Raw genomic sequence first — 15975 nt, 5'->3', positions numbered from 1 at the left:
GCACGGCACCGGCGGGCTCGCCGGGCAACAGTTTGTTACACGACGCTGGCGTCGATCGGAGAACTCCCGACGCGACGCGGGTATCCAACCCCGCAACACTCGTCACTCGAAAGAGGAAGTCCACAATGAAGAAGTTCTGGCTCATTCCCGTCATGGCATTCATGACGTACACCGCCGCCGGCGCTGCCATGGCGCAGGCGCAGACCCCGGACGCGCTGGTCAAGCAGACCGTGACCGACGTGATGGCCGCCGCCAAGAGCGACCCGAACATCCAGAAGGGCGATCTGAACAGCATCACGCGACTGGTCGAGCAGAAGATCATGCCGCACGCCGACTTCTCGAAGACCACGCAGCTCGCCACCGGCGCTGCCTGGCGCAACGCCACGCCGCAACAGCGCCAACAGCTCACCGAACAGTTCAAGACGCTGCTGCTGCGTACATACGCGGGCGCCATCGCGCAAATCCGCGACCAGCAGGTGAATTACAAGCCGTTCCGCGGTCAGCCGAGCGACACCGACGCCGTGGTGTATACCGACGTCATCAACAACGGCCAGCCCATCGAGCTCGACTACCGGCTGTACAAGACGGCCAGCGGCGAATGGAAGCTCTACGATCTGAACGTGCTGGGCGCCTGGCTGATCCAGACGTACCGCAACCAGTTCGCGGAGAAGGTCAACCAGTCGGGCGTCGACGGTCTGATCAAGTTCCTGACCGAGCGCAATCAGCAACTCGCAGGCGGCAAGTAAGCGCATGCTCGCGTTGCAGACCGACCTTACTCACGACACCGCCGGCGACGTGCTCGCGCAGGCCATCGATCGCATCGATGCGGGCGAGACCCACGTCGACTGCGCCGGCCTCAAGCACTTCGACTCGTCGGCAATTGCCGTGCTGCTGGCCTTGCGCCGGCATGCGGCACAGCGGGGCAAGACGTTGGCGTTCACTAACTTGCCGACCGGGCTGGCCAGCCTCGCGCTGGTGTACGGCGTCGATCACCTGCTCTCGAGCTGATCGGTCGGGTCGGACCGCTGCCAGGCGCCGTCTTCGGACGGCGCTTTTTTTATGCCGCGGCGAACCCGGCGGGAGAGCGGGAGAGGGGCGACGGGCGGTGGACCGGGCGCCCGACGCCGACGGCGGCAGATCGGTCGCGCCCGTGGGGGCCACGGGCGGCGCCAGGGCGGCAAGGCGGCGGCAGGATCACGGCGGCCACCACCAGCACGGCCGCCGGCAGCTTCCTTTATAATCAGGGGTTTTCTGCCGACTTTTGGGCAGTTACCCCCATCCGGGCACCGACACCGGCGCCGCCGCGATTGCCGCGGTTCGCGCACACGGTCGGCCGTGGCCGGAGAATAAAAATGGCGCGCCCGCCACACGGGTGCGTGCAGTCCATGGCCGCCATCGAAATCCGTAACGTCAAAAAACGCTATCAGGCGTTGCAGGCGCTCAAGGGCGTCAGCTTCTCGATCGAAGAAGGTGAATTCTTCGGTCTGCTCGGCCCGAACGGCGCGGGCAAGACCACGCTGATCAGCATTCTCGCGGGCCTCGCGCGCGCCGACGCCGGCAACATCAGCGTGCTCGGCCACGACGTCGTGCGCGACTACCGCAGCGCCCGGCGCAAGCTCGGCGTGGTGCCGCAGGAACTCGTCTTCGATCCGTTCTTCTCCGTGCGCGAGACGCTGCGCATCCAGTCCGGCTACTTCGGGCTCACGCGCAACGACGACTGGATCGACGAGGTCATGGCCAATCTCGATCTTACCGACAAGGCCGACGCCAACATGCGCCAGCTCTCGGGCGGCATGAAGCGCCGCGTGCTCGTGGCGCAGGCGCTCGTGCACCGCCCGCCGGTGATCGTGCTCGACGAGCCGACCGCCGGCGTCGACGTGGAACTGCGTCAGACGCTGTGGAAATTCATCTCTCGTCTGAACCGCGAAGGCCACACCATCGTGCTCACCACGCACTACCTCGAAGAAGCGGAAACGCTGTGCGATCGCATCGCCATGCTCAAGCGCGGCGAAGTCGTGGCGCTCGAGCGCACGGCGTCGCTGCTGCAGCGCTTTGCCGGCACGCGTCTGGTGCTGCGCTTCAAGCAGGGCACGCTGCCGGCCGAACTGCGCCCGCTGCTGGTCGACGGCTCCGACGTGAACGGCCACCAGTTCGCGCTGCGACTGGCCGGCTGCGACGAAGTGGAGTCGATTCTCGCCACCTGCCGCGCGGCAGGCGGCATCGTCGAGGACATCGACATTCAGAAGGCCGATCTGGAGGACGTGTTCGTGCAGATCATGTCGGGTTCGCGCGCGCAGGAGGTGGCGGCATGATGGGCGGCTTCGTCGGATTTCGCACGCTGTTCTACAAGGAAGTGCTGCGCTTCTGGAAGGTGAGTTTCCAGACGGTGGCCGCGCCGGTGCTCACCGCGCTGCTGTACCTCATGATCTTCGGCCACGTGCTCGAAGATCGCGTGAAAGTGTACGACCAGATCACGTACACGTCGTTTCTCGTGCCAGGACTCGTGATGATGAGCGTGCTGCAGAACGCGTTCGCGAATAGTTCGTCGTCGCTGATCCAGTCGAAGATCACGGGCAATCTCGTGTTCGTGCTGCTGCCGCCGCTCTCGCACTGGGAGATGTACGGCGCTTACGTGCTCGCGGCCGTGGTGCGCGGCCTGTGCGTCGGGCTGGGCGTGTTTGCCGTGACCGTGGCCTTCACGCATCTCACGTTCGCCGCACCGCTGTGGATTCTCGGCTTTGCGTTCCTCGGCGCGGCCATTCTCGGCACGCTGGGGTTGATTGCCGGCATCTGGGCGGAGAAGTTCGACCAACTCGCCGCATTTCAGAACTTCCTGATCATGCCGGCAACGTTCCTGGCGGGCGTGTTTTACTCGATTCACTCGCTGCCGCCGCTGTGGCAGGCTGTGTCGCATTTCAACCCGTTCTTCTACATGATCGACGGGTTCCGTTATGGCTTCTTCGGCGTGTCCGACGTGGCTCCGCAGACGAGCCTCGCGGTCGTCGGCGCGACTTTTCTGATTCTCGCAACCGTGGCGCTCCATCTGCTGCGCCGCGGCTACAAATTGCGTCACTGAACTTTCCTAGGATCGGCAAATGCTGCCCACCCCTGAACAAATCAAACAATACATCGAAGCCGGTCTGGCTTGCGAACACGTGGACGTCGAAGGCGACGGCCAGCATTTCTTCGCGACGATCGTGAGCGCGCAGTTCGAAGGCAAGCGCCTCATCGCCCGTCACCAGCTCGTGTACGCCGCGCTCGGCGACCGGATGAAAGCGGAAATCCACGCGTTGTCGATGAAGACGCTCACGCCGGCGGAGTATCGCGCGCAATGAGGATTACGCAAGAAAGCGCTGGCGTAGCCGGCAACGGCGAGGTCTGCGCCGGCGAGCGTGTGGCCGCGGACCACCTGGAAATCGAGGGTGGCGAGCGGCTGGACGGAGAGATTACCGTGTCGGGCGCCAAGAACGCGGCGCTGCCAATCCTGTGCGCGAGCCTGCTGACGGCAGAGCCGCTGGTGCTGGGCAACGTGCCCGACCTGCACGACGTGCGCACCATGCTCGCGCTGCTCGCGCGCATGGGCGTGAAGGTCGAGCGCCACGGCGAATCGGTGACGCTCGACGCGTCGCAGATCACCGAGCCCGCCGCGCCATACGAGCTGGTCAAGACCATGCGGGCGTCGATCCTCGTGCTCGGCCCGCTGCTCGCGCGTTGCGGCGAAGCGCGGGTCTCGCTGCCGGGCGGCTGCGCGATCGGGGCGCGTCCCGTGGACCAGCACATCAAGGGCCTGCAGAAGATGGGCGCGCAGATCTCGCTTGCGCACGGCGACATCCTCGCACGCGCCACGCGTCTGCGCGGCGAGACGCTCGTGACCGACATGATCACCGTCACCGGCACCGAAAACCTGCTGATGGCGGCCACGCTGGCCGACGGCGTGACGGTGCTGGCCAACGCCGCGCGCGAGCCTGAAGTGACCGACCTCGCGCACCTGCTCGTGAAGATGGGCGCGAAGATCGAAGGCATCGGTACGGACCGCCTGGTGGTGACCGGCGTGCCGCGCCTGCACGGCGCCACGCACGACGTGGTGCCCGATCGCATCGAGGCCGGCACGTTCCTGTGCGCGGCGGTGGCCACGCGCGGCGACATCACGCTGCGCCGCGTGGTGCCGGGCACGCTCGACGCCGTGCTCGACAAGCTGCGCGAAACCGGCGCCACGGTGAGCGCCGGTGCGGATTGGCTGCGCGTGACGATGAACCGGCGCGCGCAGGCCGTGAGTTTCCGGACGTCGGAATATCCGGCCTTCCCGACCGACATGCAGGCGCAGTTCATGGCGCTCAATTGCATTGCGCAGGGGGCGTCGCAGGTCGTGGAGACGATCTTCGAGAACCGCTTCATGCATGTGCAGGAATTGCAGCGCCTGGGCGCGAATATCGGCATCGAGGGCAATACGGCGCGCATTTGCGGCGTCGATCGCCTGTCCGGCGCGCACGTCATGGCGACCGACCTGCGCGCGTCGGCCAGCCTGATCGTGGCGGGCCTGACGGCCGAGGGCCGCACCCTCGTCGACCGCATTCACCACCTCGATCGCGGCTATCATCGTATCGAGGCAAAGTTGCGCGCCGTGGGCGCGCGAATCCGGCGTGTCGAAGCGCGCCAGGGAGACATTGCATGAGTTCCGCCAAGCCGGCCCAGCCGCTCAGTCAGCCGCTCACACTGGCGCTCTCGAAAGGGCGTATCTTTACGGAAACGCTGCCGTTGCTCGCGGCCGCGGGCATCGAAGTCACGGAAGACCCGGAGACCTCGCGCAAGCTGATTCTGCCGACGACGGATCCGAACCTGCGCGTGATCATCGTGCGCGCGACCGATGTGCCGACCTATGTGCAATATGGTGCCGCCGACTTCGGCGTGGCCGGCAAGGACGTGCTCATCGAGCATGGCGGCGGCGGACTGTACCAGCCGATCGATTTGAACATTGCGCGTTGCCGCATGTCTGTGGCTGTACCGAAGGGCTTCGACTACGCGAACGCCGTGCGCCAAGGGGCGCGCCTGCGGGTGGCGACCAAGTACGTGCAGACCGCGCGCGAGCACTTCGCGGCCAAGGGCGTGCACGTGGACCTGATCAAGCTGTACGGCTCGATGGAACTGGGCCCGCTCGTGGGACTGGCCGACGCGATCGTCGACCTGGTGAGCACCGGCGGCACGCTGCGGGCCAACAATCTGGTGGAGGTGGAGGAGATCATGGACATCTCGTCGCGCCTCGTGATCAATCAGGCTGCGCTCAAGCTCAAGCGCGAGTCGTTGCAGCCCATTCTGGATGCCTTCGAACGGGCCTCCCGTCAAAAAGCATGAAACTCGATATTCGCAATCTCGACTCCGGCGCCGAAGGTTTCGACGCGCAGTTGCGCGAAGCCCTGGCGTTCGAGGCGAGTGAAGACGCCGCTATCGATCGCGCGGCCGCCGAAATTCTTGCCGACGTAAAGACACGCGGCGACGCGGCCGTCATCGAATACACCAACAAGTTCGATCGCCTGAACGCGCCCGACATGGCCGCGCTGGAGCTGCCCGCCGAGGCGCTGGCGGCGGCGCTCGAGAGTCTCGAGCCGAAGCGCCGCGCCGCGCTCGAGGCCGCGGCCGCGCGCGTGCGCGCCTATCACGAGAAGCAGCGCATCGAATGCGGCAGCCACAGCTGGCAGTACACCGAGTCGGACGGCACGGTGCTCGGCCAGAAGGTCACGCCGCTCGATCGCGTGGGCATCTACGTACCGGGCGGCAAGGCGGCGTATCCGTCGTCCGTGCTGATGAACGCCATTCCCGCACGAGTGGCCGGCGTGAAGGACATCATCATGGTGGTGCCCACGCCGGACGGCGTGCAAAACCCGCTGGTGCTGGCCGCGGCGCACATTGCCGGGGTGGACCGCGTATTGACGATCGGCGGCGCGCAGGCGGTCGGCGCGCTCGCGTATGGCACCGAAACGGTGCCGGCCGTCGACAAGATCGTCGGCCCGGGCAACGCCTTCGTGGCGGCGGCCAAGCGCCGCGTGTTCGGCACGGTCGGCATCGACATGATTGCCGGTCCGTCGGAAATCCTCGTGATCTGCGACGGCACGACCGATCCCGACTGGGTGGCGATGGACCTGTTCTCGCAGGCCGAGCACGACGAGCTGGCGCAATCGATCCTGCTGTGCCCGGATGCGGAGTACATCGCGCGCGTGCAGGCGTCGCTGGAGCGCCAGATCGACGACATGCCGCGCCGCGACGTGATCGCCGCGTCGCTGCAAGGCCGCGGCGCGCTCATCAAGGTGCGCGACATGAACGAGGCCTGCGAGATTGCCAACGTGATCGCGCCGGAGCACCTGGAGATCTCGGCTGAAGACCCGCAGCAGTGGGGCGACCGGATTCGCCACGCCGGCGCCATCTTCCTCGGCAAGTTCACGAGCGAGAGCCTTGGCGACTATTGCGCGGGGCCCAACCACGTGCTGCCGACCTCGCGCACGGCGCGCTTCTCGTCGCCGCTGGGCGTATACGACTTCATCAAGCGCTCGAGTCTCATCGAGGTGAGCGAGGGCGGCGCCCGCATGCTCGGCGAGATCGCGGCCGAACTGGCATACGGCGAAGGGCTGCAGGCGCATGCACGCAGCGCCGAGTACCGTCTGCATCACGAGTCCTGACATGCGCGACGACGCCCAGCGGCCCGCGTATTGCCAGACGACGCCGGTGACCGCCCGGCGTCGCTCCCGCACCATCGCGGCTTCACTCTTTTGCGCTTTCCCGGTCTCGCCGGGGCGCCGCGCACGGCGCGCGGCGGCCGCGCTCGGCGCATTCGCCTTGTTCGGCGTGGGCGCGGTTGCCGGCACGCCAGCGCATGCGGCCGGTAACTATTGCCAACACGCCGCGTTTGGCAACACCTCGGCTGAGCGCATGACCGTTTGCGTACACCGGCAGGCGTTCGACAACGACGTCTACGTGTTGCGGCTCGACGGCAAGACCGCGTTGCGCGGCACCGACGAGGAAGTCGCGCACGGCGTGTTCGGCCGTGTCGGCAACCGGCTCGTCGCCATGCGTTGCGAGGCCGAGGCCGCTCCCGCGCGCGTGAGCCCGGCGGTCGCGCAGGCGCTTTCCTGGCAGACGGGCGTGCGCGTGCAGCGCATCACCGACGCGCTGGGCAGCGTCGAGACCGGCCGCCGCTGCAGCGTGAAGATCGACGGCGCCGACGCCGGCATGCTGACGTTCGCCTTCGACTGATGTCATCTCCCAAGACCTTGCCCCCGAGCCCGCGCCCCATGTCCGTCGACCAAGTGATTCGCCCCGACGTGCTCGCCATGAGCACCTATCCCGTGCCCGATGCCAGCGGCTTCCTGAAGCTCGACGCGATGGAGAACCCATACGGCCTGCCCGATGCGCTTCGCACCGCGCTGGGCCAGCGGCTCGCCGACGTGGCGCTCAATCGCTATCCGGCGCCGCGTCCGGCGGCGCTGCTCGGCAAGCTCGCGCGCACCATGGGCGTGCCGGCCGGCGCGAGCCTGCTGCTGGGCAACGGTTCGGACGAGATCATCAGCATGATCGCGACGGCCACGGCGCGCCCGGGGGCCGCCGTGATCGCGCCGACGCCCGGCTTCGTGATGTACGAGGTGTCCTCGCGTCTGGCCGGCATGGCGTTCGTGGGCGTGCCGCTGCGCCCGGATTTCTCGCTGGACATGCCGGCCATGCTCAACGCCATTGCGGCGCATCCGGGTGCGGTGGTGTACCTGGCCTACCCGAACAACCCGACCGGCAACCTGTTCGACGACGCCGACATCGAGACCCTCGTGCGGGCGGCCGGCCGCGGCCTGGTGGTCATCGACGAGGCGTACCAGCCGTTCGCGGGCAAGACCTGGATGCCCCGATTGCCGGAATTTGCGAACCTGCTGGTCATGCGCACGGTGTCGAAGCTCGGCCTGGCCGGCATCCGCCTGGGCTACGTGGCGGGCAGCGCGGCCTGGCTCGAACAGCTCGACAAGGTGCGCCCGCCCTACAACGTGAACGTGCTCACGCAGGCCTGCGCCGACTTCATGCTCGATCATCTGGACGTGCTCGACGCGCAGGCGGCCGAGCTGCGGGCCGAGCGCAGCCGGCTGGCGGCCGCCGTGGCGGCGTTGCCCGGGGTGACGGTGTTCCCGAGCGACGCGAATTTCCTGCTCGTGCGCGTGCCGGACGCCGACAAAACCCACGCGGGCCTGCTCGCGCACAAGGTGCTGATCAAAAACGTGGGTAAAATGCACGTGTTGCTGGCCAATTGCCTGCGGCTGACGGTCGGCACCCCCACGGAGAATGCGGCGATGGTCCACGCCCTGGCCGCATCACTCTAACAAGCCATACGACGAGAACTCACCATCATGCGCATTGCGGAAGTCGTTCGCGATACCAGCGAAACGCAAATACGCGTCAAGATCGACCTGGACGGCACCGGCCGGAAGACGCTCGATACCGGCGTGCCGTTTCTGGACCACATGCTCGACCAGATCGCGCGCCACGGCCTCATCGACATGGAAGTCGAAGCCAAGGGCGATACCTTCATCGACGATCATCACACGGTGGAAGACGTCGGCATCACGCTGGGCATGGCCGTTGCCAAGGCGATCGGCGACAAGAAGGGCATCGTGCGCTATGGCCACAGCTATGTGCCGCTCGACGAGGCGCTCTCGCGCGTGGTGATCGACTTCTCAGGGCGTCCGGGCCTCGAATTTCATGTGCCGTTCACGCGCGCTCGCGTGGGCAACTTCGACGTCGACCTGACCATCGAATTCTTCCGCGGGTTCGTCAACCATGCGGGCGTGACGCTGCACGTCGACAACCTGCGCGGTATCAACGCCCACCACCAGTGCGAGACAGTGTTCAAGGCGTTCGGCCGTGCGCTGCGCATGGCGGTGGAGATCGATCCGCGTGCGGCGGGTGTGGTGCCGTCCACGAAGGGCAGCCTGTAACGCCAGTGGGGCCAATGAGGCCAATGAGGCCAATGAGGCCAATGAGGCCAATGGGGCCAATGCGGCCAGCGGGGGCCAGTGAGTCGGGCAGAGCGGGCGGTGCCTGCCGTTGCTGGGCAGCCCGCCGGGCGCGACACCCTGCAAGACGCATCATCGACCGACCGGATGCCGCCGCCATCTGGCTTTACGACGTCCTGACGACGCCCCTATGACGCTTGATGCCTTCAAGTTCTTCATCTCGCTGCTGGCGCTGATCAACCCGCTGGGTGCGATCCCGCTGTTCATCAGCCTGACGTCCACGCAGACGCGCGAAGAGAAGCGGCATACGATCGACATTGCGGCCATTGCCGTGGCGCTGGTCGTGGCGGGATCGGGCCTGTTCGGCGAGTCGATCATCCGGTTCTTCGGCATTTCGATCGCGTCGCTCGAAGTCGGCGGCGGGGTGATCATGCTGCTCATGGCGGTCAACATGATCAACGCGCAGACCGGCAACACGCGCGCGACCGCCGAGGAGCGCCACGAGGCGGAGGAGCGGCCGAACATCGCCGTGGTGCCGCTGGCGATTCCGCTGCTCACCGGGCCGGGCACGATCAGCACCGTGATCATCTACTCGGGCCGCGCGCATGGCTGGGCGCAGATCCTGGCGCTCGTCGCGATCGGGGCAGGGGTGGGCGCGGTGTGCTGGGTGGCGCTGCGCAGCGCCGGGCGCATCGAGGGCTGGCTCGGTCGCACGGGCATCAATATCGGCACGCGCCTGATGGGGTTGATCCTCTCGGCGCTGGCCGTGGAATTCATTATCGATGGTTTGAAAATACTGCTGCCGGGTTTGAGATGAACAAGATTGCGATTGTCGACTACGGGATGGGCAACCTGCGCTCGGTCTACCAGGCGCTGCGTGCCGCCGCGCCGCAGGCCGACGTGAGCATCAGCAGCGACGCCGCCGAGATTCGCGCCGCCGACCGCGTGGTGCTGCCGGGACAGGGCGCGATGCGCGACTGCATGGGCTGTCTGAACGAATCGGGGCTGCGCGAAGCGGTGCTCGAGGCGGCCGCCACGAAGCCGATGTTCGGCGTGTGCGTGGGCGAGCAGATGCTCTTCGACGTCTCGGAAGAGGGCAACACGCCGGCGCTCGGCCTGTTGCCGGGGCGCGTGGTGCGCTTCGAGCTCGACGGCCGGGTGCAGGACGACGGCTCGCGCTTCAAGGTGCCGCAAATGGGCTGGAACCGCGTGCGCCAGACCCAGTCCCACCCGATCTGGGCGGGCGTGGCCGACGACAGCTACTTCTACTTCGTGCACAGCTATTACGTTGTGCCGGCAAAGCCCGAACTGACGGCCGGCGAGACGGTCTACGGCGTGCCCTTTACCTGTGCAGTGGCTAAAGATAATATCTTCGCCACCCAGTTTCACCCGGAAAAGAGCGCCCAGGCGGGTCTTGCCCTTTATCGCAATTTTGCGCAGTGGAAGCCCTGAGCGTCACCCGTGCGGCGCACCGGCGCCCGGGGTGCCTTCCAGAGCGTACTCCCTGTCACCGCTTATACTGTGTGTCATGTTGATGAAACCGATCCCGACGTGCCGGCCCCCGGCAGGGCAGGGGTCGGTTTCGTGTTGTCCGCGTAAATTGCGAATATCTTTTTCTTCCCACTAGCGACGTTTCACGATTGCCTATGCTGCTCATCCCGGCCATCGACCTTAAAGACGGTCAATGTGTTCGCCTCAAACAAGGCGACATGGATCAAGCCACCGTATTCTCGGAGGACCCCGCTGCAATGGCCCGACACTGGGTCGAGCAAGGCGCGCGCCGCCTCCATCTGGTGGACTTGAACGGCGCATTCGTCGGCAAGCCGCGCAACGAGGCGGCCATCCGCTCGATCATCCAGGAAGTCGGCGCCGATATCCCGGTGCAACTGGGCGGCGGCATTCGCGACCTGAATACCATCGAACGCTATCTGGACGACGGGCTGTCGTATGTGATCATCGGCACGGCGGCGGTGAAGGATCCGGGCTTCCTGAAGGACGCCTGCAGCGCGTTCGGCGGCCACATCATCGTGGGGCTCGACGCCAAGGACGGCAAGGTCGCCACCGACGGCTGGAGCAAGCTGAGCGGCCACGAAGTCGTGGATCTGGCGCGCAAGTTCGAAGACTACGGCATCGAGTCGATCATCTACACCGACATCGGCCGCGACGGCATGCTCCAGGGCATCAACATCGACGCGACCGTGCGCCTTGCGCAGTCGGTGAGCGTGCCGGTGATCGCCAGCGGCGGCCTGTCGAACCTCGAAGACATCGACGCCCTGTGCAAGGTCGAGAGCGAGGGCATCGAAGGCGTCATCTGCGGCCGCGCGATTTACTCGGGCGACCTGAACTTCTCGTCGGCGCAAACGCGTGCGGACGAGCTTTCCGAAGGAGCGGCATAAGCGGGGCGCCGGCTGCGGCCGTCTCGCGTGCCAACATCATGGCTCTCGCTAAACGCATCATCCCGTGTCTGGACGTGACGGCCGGCCGCGTGGTCAAGGGCGTCAACTTCGTCGAACTTCGCGACGCGGGCGACCCCGTGGAGATCGCTCGCCGTTATGACGAGCAGGGCGCCGACGAACTGACGTTCCTCGATATTACGGCGACCTCCGACGGCCGCGACCTCATCCTGCCCATTATCGAAGCGGTGGCCGCGCAGGTCTTCATCCCGCTCACCGTGGGCGGCGGGGTTCGCGAAGTGGCCGACGTGCGTCGCCTGCTCAACGCCGGCGCGGACAAGGTCAGCATGAACTCGTCGGCCGTGGCGAATCCGCAACTGGTCGCCGACGCGGCGTCCAAGTACGGCTCGCAGTGCATCGTCGTGGCAATCGACGCCAAGCGCGTCTCGGCCGACGGCGAAGCGCCGCGCTGGGAAGTCTTCACCCACGGCGGGCGCAAGGGCACGGGCCTGGACGCCGTGGAGTGGGCACGCCGCGTCGAAGCCCTGGGCGCGGGCGAGATCCTGCTCACCAGCATGGACCGCGACGGTACGAAGAGCGGCTTCGACCTGGCGCTCACGCGCGCCGTGTCGGACGCCGTGAGCATTCCCGTCATCGCCTCGGGCGGCGTGGGCTCGCTGGCCGATCTGGCCAACGGCGTGACCGAAGGGCATGCCGACGCCGTTCTCGCCGCGAGCATCTTCCACTACGGCGAGCACACCGTCGGCGAGGCCAAGCGCTTCATGGCCGACAAGGGTATTTCGGTGCGGCTCTGAACGGAAATCGAAGCATCATGACGCAAGACTGGCTGGACAAGGTAAGTTGGGACGCACAGGGGCTCGTGCCCGTGATCGCGCAGGAAGTCGGCAGCAACGACGTGCTGATGTTCGCCTGGATGAATCGCGAGGCGCTCGCGCGCACGGTCGAGACGGGCGAAGCCGTCTACTACTCGCGCTCGCGCAAGCGCCTGTGGCACAAGGGCGAGGAATCGGGGCACGTGCAGAAGGTGCACGAGATCCGGCTGGACTGCGACGAGGACGTGGTGCTGCTCAAGGTCGAGCAGATCGACGGCATTGCGTGCCACACCGGCCGCCATTCCTGTTTCTTCCAGAAGTTCGAGGGCAGCGCCGGGGATGGCCGTTGGGTCACCGTCGAGCCGGTGCTCGAGGACCCGCACAAGATCTACAAGTGACCGCCATGAACGATACGCTCGCGCGTGTTGCCGAAGTGATCGCCTCGCGCAAGGGCGGCGATCCCGACAAGTCCTACGTCGCCCGCCTGTTTCACAAGGGCGATGACGCCATCTGCAAGAAGATCGGCGAAGAGGCCACCGAGGTGGTGCTCGCGGCGAAGGACATCCGCATTGGCGGCGCGGCCGACCCGCGCCAGAAGCTCGTCAACGAAACCGCCGATCTGTGGTTTCACTGCATGGTGTTGCTCGCCCACCACGACCTGAGCCCGAACGAAGTGCTCGCCGAGCTGGCGCGCCGCGAGGGGCTCTCCGGCCTCGTGGAAAAGGCCCAGCGGGGCACGCGCGGCGAGCACGCGGACTGACGCCGACCCCAGGCCGATATGTCGCGCAGGCTTGCGCGAGGAGACGTTGCATGAACGACCCGCACATTCCCGGCTCGCCGGGCAGCACCGACAACCCCTACGTCGCGACGGTGCCCAGCGCCGAGCAGGAGCGCGCGCTGCGCAAGCTCACGCACGTGCTCTACGCGCTCTATGCGCTGTTCTGGCTCACGGGCGGCGTGACCGCCATCGTTGCGATCATCGTCAATTACGTCAAGCGCGACGACACCGTTGGCACGCTCTACGCTTCGCACTTCACGTGGCAGATCCGCACGTTCTGGTGGTCGGTGGTCTGGGGCGTGCTGGGCGTGGCGCTGGCCGTGGTGATGGTCGGCTTCGCCATACTCTGGGTGCTAGGCATCTGGACGCTGTATCGCATCGTCAAGGGCTGGCTCTATCTGAACGACAGCAAGCCCATGTACGCCGCGCGCGCCTGAGGACGCCCTCCGCCGCGCAGATTCATTCGGGAATTCGAGAGGAAGACACACGCATGACGCACGAGAACTGTATCTTCTGCAAGATCGTCGCCGGGCAGATTCCGAGCGCACAGGTCTATGCCGACGAGGACGTGGTGGTGTTCAAGGACATCAACCCGGCTGCCGATCTCCATCTGCTCATGGTGCCGCGCAAGCACATCGCCACGCTGCAGGACTGCCAGGCGCAGGACCAGGCGCTGCTCGGCAAGATGATGCTGCTCGCGCCGAAGCTGGCCGCCGAGCAGGGCTATCGTTTCGATGGCAACACCGGCAACATCGACGGCAACGGCTTTCGCGTGGTGACCAACACCGGGCCGGGCGGCGGGCAGGAGGTTTATCATTTGCACATGCACATTCTGGCCGGGCCGCGCCCGTGGAAGCGCATGTAACGGCGGGAGACGGCCGGATGTGGCGGGTGTGGCGGATGTGGCGGGCCCGCGAGGCGCGACAGTAGCAGTGACGGCGACCGCCACGGCGGCACGGGGGCGGGCGGGGCGACGAATCGACGAATCGCCGAATCGACGAATCGCCGCACCGGCCTCGCGCGAGGCGCATCGGCCGCGCATGGGGAATCGTTTCACGAAACATTTATTTCTACCCGGCGTCCGGCCCGGTTACGATGCTGGACGTGACGCACGATGTGCCACAATGGGGCATGTTGCTGCGGACACGGGGGCAGAAATGGCGCATAGCCGTTATGGCGCACAGCCGTTCCGCGGGCATGTGGGCTCGACAAGATCCCGGCGCGAGGCGACCGGGGTGGGAAACGCAAGGAGAGTGGTCATGGGTTCGTTGAGTATTTGGCACTGGCTGATCGTGCTGGTGATCGTGATGATGGTTTTCGGCACCAAGAAGCTGCGCAACATCGGCAGCGATCTGGGCGGTGCGGTCAAGGGCTTCAAGGACGGCATGAAGGAGGGCGAAGGCGCTCCCGGCGCCAAGGAAGATCCGGCGAGCGCCAAGGAACTGCGCGATTCGACCACCATCGACGTGCAGGCCAAGGACGCCAGCAATCACAAGCAAGGCTGAGTTCGCGTCGACATGATCGATCTCGGCCTTTCCAAACTGATGTTGATCGGCGTCGTGGCGCTGGTCGTGATCGGTCCCGAGCGCTTGCCGAAGGTGGCTCGCACGGCGGGCGCGCTCTTCGGCCGCGCACAGCGTTACATCAACGACGTGAAGGCCGAGGTCAGCCGCGAGATGGAGCTCGACGAGCTGCGCAACATGCGCCACGAGTTCGAGGACGCCGCCCGCAGCGCGCAGAACACCATTCAAAAGCAGCTGCATGAGCAGGAAGCGTCCTTGAACGAGGCCTGGGCGAGCGCCACGGGCACGTCGACGTCGGACGGCAGCGGCAGCGATGCGGCAACCGGTTCCGACAGTTACCTCGCCGAGCCGGTGGTGACCTCCGGTTATCGTGCGTCCGTCAGGCGCCGCAACTGGCGCGTGCGGCGCGCGGCAACGCCCGTGTGGTTCAAGCAGGCCAGCGCGACGCGCACGCGAGTGCAGTCCGGGGCGGCGCGCGTGGCGCGTCACACGCCGGCCAAGCTGCGCCGGCCGATCAAGTTCTTCTGAGGTTGCCGCGCACCGCACTGCACGCCATCGGGCACACCCACGGGTACGGTAAGTGGCCTCATTCCTGGATAAGTCGACGTGAGCGACGAGAAGCAAATCCCCGCAGGGGGGACCGAAGAGACTTTCATCTCGCACCTGATCGAGTTGCGTAACCGCATCATTCGCGCGGGCGCCTCGGTGATCGTAGTGTTCCTTTCGCTCGTCTACTGGGCGCCGGACATCTTCCGGTTGCTGGCCCGCCCGCTGATGCAGTCGCTGCCGGCCGACGGCAAGCTCATCGTTACCGACATCACCGGCTCGTTCTTCGTACCGATGAAGGTCACGCTGATGGTGGCCTTCGTGATTGCGCTGCCCATCGTGCTCTATCAGGCATGGGCGTTCGTCGCGCCGGGGCTGTACCAGCACGAGAAGAAGCTCGTCATGCCGCTGGTCGTGAGCAGCTACACGCTCTTTCTGGTCGGCATGGCGTTCGCGTACTTCCTCGTCTTTCCGACGGTTTTCCACTTCATTGCGCACTACAACGCGCCACTTGGCGCGGAGATGAACACCGATATCGACAATTACCTGAGTTTCGTCCTGACCATGTTCCTATGTTTCGGGGTGACGTTCGAGGTGCCGGTCGTGGTGGTCGTGCTCGCGCGCATGGGCGTGGTGAGCATCGACAAACTCAAGCAGGTGCGCCCCTACGTGGTGGTGGGCGCCTTCGTGCTGGCCGCCGTGGTGACGCCGCCTGACATCCTTTCGCAATTGATGCTGGCCGTTCCGCTGTGCATCCTGTACGAACTGGGGCTGATCGCGGCGCGTTTGTTCGTCAAGCAAGGCAAGGCGACGGACGAGAGCGAGCAGAACGGCGAGGCCACGCCGTAGGCAAGCGCGGGCCTTGCCGGCGTCGAGGGCACGGCTCGAAGAACCGGTGGCGAATGGAGCGGCAATGGGCGCCGG

22 protein-coding genes are annotated in these 15975 nt (G+C 66.1%); all 22 read left to right on the top strand.

Going from position 1 to position 15975, the window contains the following annotated elements; translation table 11 throughout:
* Positions 1–125 precede the first annotated feature (125 nt).
* Positions 126–746: an MlaC/ttg2D family ABC transporter substrate-binding protein gene (locus CDN36_RS13095; protein WP_150556066.1), complete on the top strand. Its 621-nt coding sequence runs from the start codon at positions 126–128 to the stop codon at positions 744–746.
* Between the two features lie 4 nt (positions 747–750).
* A complete protein-coding gene (locus CDN36_RS13090) occupies positions 751–1008 on the top strand; it encodes an STAS domain-containing protein (RefSeq protein WP_150556067.1) in 258 nt (85 codons plus the stop codon).
* A gap of 377 nt (positions 1009–1385) precedes the next feature.
* Positions 1386–2312 (top strand): ABC transporter ATP-binding protein, encoded by a 927-nt coding sequence (locus CDN36_RS13085; RefSeq protein WP_150556177.1) that lies wholly within the window; start codon positions 1386–1388, stop codon positions 2310–2312.
* Positions 2309–3076, top strand: coding sequence for an ABC transporter permease (locus tag CDN36_RS13080; RefSeq protein ID WP_150556068.1), 768 nt, complete (start codon positions 2309–2311; stop codon positions 3074–3076). The genes CDN36_RS13085 and CDN36_RS13080 overlap by 4 nt, the downstream gene beginning before the upstream one ends.
* Before the next feature lie 19 nt (positions 3077–3095).
* Complete coding sequence (locus CDN36_RS13075) at positions 3096–3335, top strand: BolA family protein (protein WP_039406252.1); 240 nt, start codon at positions 3096–3098, stop codon at positions 3333–3335.
* On the top strand, positions 3332–4672 hold the full coding sequence (murA, locus tag CDN36_RS13070) for a UDP-N-acetylglucosamine 1-carboxyvinyltransferase (RefSeq protein ID WP_150556069.1): 1341 nt from the start codon (positions 3332–3334) through the stop codon (positions 4670–4672). The genes CDN36_RS13075 and murA overlap by 4 nt, the downstream gene beginning before the upstream one ends.
* Positions 4669–5349, top strand: coding sequence for an ATP phosphoribosyltransferase (gene hisG, locus CDN36_RS13065; protein ID WP_039406251.1), 681 nt, complete (start codon positions 4669–4671; stop codon positions 5347–5349). Before murA ends, hisG begins: the two co-directional genes overlap by 4 nt.
* Positions 5346–6668: a histidinol dehydrogenase gene (gene hisD, locus CDN36_RS13060; protein ID WP_287496945.1), complete on the top strand. Its 1323-nt coding sequence runs from the start codon at positions 5346–5348 to the stop codon at positions 6666–6668. The genes hisG and hisD overlap by 4 nt, the downstream gene beginning before the upstream one ends.
* A 1-nt stretch (position 6669) precedes the next feature.
* Positions 6670–7242 (top strand): hypothetical protein, encoded by a 573-nt coding sequence (locus tag CDN36_RS13055; protein ID WP_287496944.1) that lies wholly within the window; start codon positions 6670–6672, stop codon positions 7240–7242.
* A 38-nt stretch (positions 7243–7280) separates the two neighbouring features.
* Positions 7281–8345, top strand: a complete 1065-nt coding sequence (gene hisC, locus CDN36_RS13050) for a histidinol-phosphate transaminase (RefSeq protein WP_150556073.1) — start codon at positions 7281–7283, stop codon at positions 8343–8345.
* 27 nt (positions 8346–8372) lie between these two features.
* The gene (gene hisB, locus CDN36_RS13045) at positions 8373–8960 is read left to right on the top strand and encodes an imidazoleglycerol-phosphate dehydratase HisB (RefSeq protein WP_150556074.1); all 588 of its coding nucleotides are present in this window, start codon (positions 8373–8375) and stop codon (positions 8958–8960) included.
* 208 nt (positions 8961–9168) lie between these two features.
* The gene (locus CDN36_RS13040) at positions 9169–9795 is read left to right on the top strand and encodes a MarC family protein (protein ID WP_150556075.1); all 627 of its coding nucleotides are present in this window, start codon (positions 9169–9171) and stop codon (positions 9793–9795) included.
* A complete protein-coding gene (gene hisH, locus CDN36_RS13035; protein WP_287496943.1) occupies positions 9792–10430 on the top strand; it encodes an imidazole glycerol phosphate synthase subunit HisH in 639 nt (212 codons plus the stop codon). Before CDN36_RS13040 ends, hisH begins: the two co-directional genes overlap by 4 nt.
* Positions 10431–10624: 194 nt before the next feature.
* Positions 10625–11374, top strand: a complete 750-nt coding sequence (gene hisA / locus CDN36_RS13030; protein ID WP_150556077.1) for a 1-(5-phosphoribosyl)-5-[(5-phosphoribosylamino)methylideneamino]imidazole-4-carboxamide isomerase — start codon at positions 10625–10627, stop codon at positions 11372–11374.
* A gap of 38 nt (positions 11375–11412) precedes the next feature.
* The gene (gene hisF, locus CDN36_RS13025) at positions 11413–12186 is read left to right on the top strand and encodes an imidazole glycerol phosphate synthase subunit HisF (RefSeq protein ID WP_150556078.1); all 774 of its coding nucleotides are present in this window, start codon (positions 11413–11415) and stop codon (positions 12184–12186) included.
* 17 nt (positions 12187–12203) lie between these two features.
* A complete protein-coding gene (hisI, locus tag CDN36_RS13020; RefSeq protein ID WP_287496942.1) occupies positions 12204–12602 on the top strand; it encodes a phosphoribosyl-AMP cyclohydrolase in 399 nt (132 codons plus the stop codon).
* A 5-nt stretch (positions 12603–12607) separates the two neighbouring features.
* Positions 12608–12964, top strand: coding sequence for a phosphoribosyl-ATP diphosphatase (locus CDN36_RS13015; protein WP_150556080.1), 357 nt, complete (start codon positions 12608–12610; stop codon positions 12962–12964).
* 50 nt (positions 12965–13014) lie between these two features.
* Complete coding sequence (locus CDN36_RS13010) at positions 13015–13419, top strand: DUF4870 family protein (protein ID WP_241014232.1); 405 nt, start codon at positions 13015–13017, stop codon at positions 13417–13419.
* Positions 13420–13472: 53 nt separating this feature from the next.
* The gene (locus CDN36_RS13005) at positions 13473–13847 is read left to right on the top strand and encodes a histidine triad nucleotide-binding protein (RefSeq protein WP_150556081.1); all 375 of its coding nucleotides are present in this window, start codon (positions 13473–13475) and stop codon (positions 13845–13847) included.
* A 394-nt stretch (positions 13848–14241) separates the two neighbouring features.
* Positions 14242–14487, top strand: a complete 246-nt coding sequence (gene tatA / locus CDN36_RS13000) for a Sec-independent protein translocase subunit TatA (RefSeq protein ID WP_039406229.1) — start codon at positions 14242–14244, stop codon at positions 14485–14487.
* Positions 14488–14499: 12 nt separating this feature from the next.
* Positions 14500–15033 carry a Sec-independent protein translocase protein TatB gene (gene tatB, locus CDN36_RS12995; protein ID WP_287496941.1) on the top strand — a complete coding sequence of 178 codons (534 nt, stop codon included), beginning with the start codon at positions 14500–14502 and terminating at the stop codon, positions 15031–15033.
* A 78-nt stretch (positions 15034–15111) separates the two neighbouring features.
* On the top strand, positions 15112–15900 hold the full coding sequence (gene tatC, locus CDN36_RS12990) for a twin-arginine translocase subunit TatC (RefSeq protein WP_150556083.1): 789 nt from the start codon (positions 15112–15114) through the stop codon (positions 15898–15900).
* Positions 15901–15975: the final 75 nt, after the last annotated feature.

This window comes from Pandoraea sp. CB10b_02 (assembly GCF_002216225.1).
In the GTDB taxonomy this organism is placed as follows: domain Bacteria; phylum Pseudomonadota; class Gammaproteobacteria; order Burkholderiales; family Burkholderiaceae; genus Pandoraea; species Pandoraea nosoerga.
This window is presented reverse-complemented; position numbering and strand designations above follow the sequence as displayed.

Excerpts from the sequence above, each read along its gene's own strand:
- CDN36_RS13095 (WP_150556066.1), top strand. The coding sequence starts at position 126 with ATGAAGAAGTTCTGGCTCATTCCCGTCATGGCATTCATGACGTACACC.
- CDN36_RS13090 (WP_150556067.1), top strand. The coding sequence starts at position 751 with ATGCTCGCGTTGCAGACCGACCTTACTCACGACACCGCCGGCGACGTG.
- CDN36_RS13085 (WP_150556177.1), top strand. The coding sequence starts at position 1,386 with ATGGCCGCCATCGAAATCCGTAACGTCAAAAAACGCTATCAGGCGTTG.
- CDN36_RS13080 (WP_150556068.1), top strand. The coding sequence starts at position 2,309 with ATGATGGGCGGCTTCGTCGGATTTCGCACGCTGTTCTACAAGGAAGTG.
- CDN36_RS13075 (WP_039406252.1), top strand. The coding sequence starts at position 3,096 with ATGCTGCCCACCCCTGAACAAATCAAACAATACATCGAAGCCGGTCTG.
- murA (WP_150556069.1), top strand. The coding sequence starts at position 3,332 with ATGAGGATTACGCAAGAAAGCGCTGGCGTAGCCGGCAACGGCGAGGTC.
- hisG (WP_039406251.1), top strand. The coding sequence starts at position 4,669 with ATGAGTTCCGCCAAGCCGGCCCAGCCGCTCAGTCAGCCGCTCACACTG.
- hisD (WP_287496945.1), top strand. The coding sequence starts at position 5,346 with ATGAAACTCGATATTCGCAATCTCGACTCCGGCGCCGAAGGTTTCGAC.
- CDN36_RS13055 (WP_287496944.1), top strand. The coding sequence starts at position 6,670 with ATGCGCGACGACGCCCAGCGGCCCGCGTATTGCCAGACGACGCCGGTG.
- hisC (WP_150556073.1), top strand. The coding sequence starts at position 7,281 with ATGTCCGTCGACCAAGTGATTCGCCCCGACGTGCTCGCCATGAGCACC.
- hisB (WP_150556074.1), top strand. The coding sequence starts at position 8,373 with ATGCGCATTGCGGAAGTCGTTCGCGATACCAGCGAAACGCAAATACGC.
- CDN36_RS13040 (WP_150556075.1), top strand. The coding sequence starts at position 9,169 with ATGACGCTTGATGCCTTCAAGTTCTTCATCTCGCTGCTGGCGCTGATC.
- hisH (WP_287496943.1), top strand. The coding sequence starts at position 9,792 with ATGAACAAGATTGCGATTGTCGACTACGGGATGGGCAACCTGCGCTCG.
- hisA (WP_150556077.1), top strand. The coding sequence starts at position 10,625 with ATGCTGCTCATCCCGGCCATCGACCTTAAAGACGGTCAATGTGTTCGC.
- hisF (WP_150556078.1), top strand. The coding sequence starts at position 11,413 with ATGGCTCTCGCTAAACGCATCATCCCGTGTCTGGACGTGACGGCCGGC.
- hisI (WP_287496942.1), top strand. The coding sequence starts at position 12,204 with ATGACGCAAGACTGGCTGGACAAGGTAAGTTGGGACGCACAGGGGCTC.
- CDN36_RS13015 (WP_150556080.1), top strand. The coding sequence starts at position 12,608 with ATGAACGATACGCTCGCGCGTGTTGCCGAAGTGATCGCCTCGCGCAAG.
- CDN36_RS13010 (WP_241014232.1), top strand. The coding sequence starts at position 13,015 with ATGAACGACCCGCACATTCCCGGCTCGCCGGGCAGCACCGACAACCCC.
- CDN36_RS13005 (WP_150556081.1), top strand. The coding sequence starts at position 13,473 with ATGACGCACGAGAACTGTATCTTCTGCAAGATCGTCGCCGGGCAGATT.
- tatA (WP_039406229.1), top strand. The coding sequence starts at position 14,242 with ATGGGTTCGTTGAGTATTTGGCACTGGCTGATCGTGCTGGTGATCGTG.
- tatB (WP_287496941.1), top strand. The coding sequence starts at position 14,500 with ATGATCGATCTCGGCCTTTCCAAACTGATGTTGATCGGCGTCGTGGCG.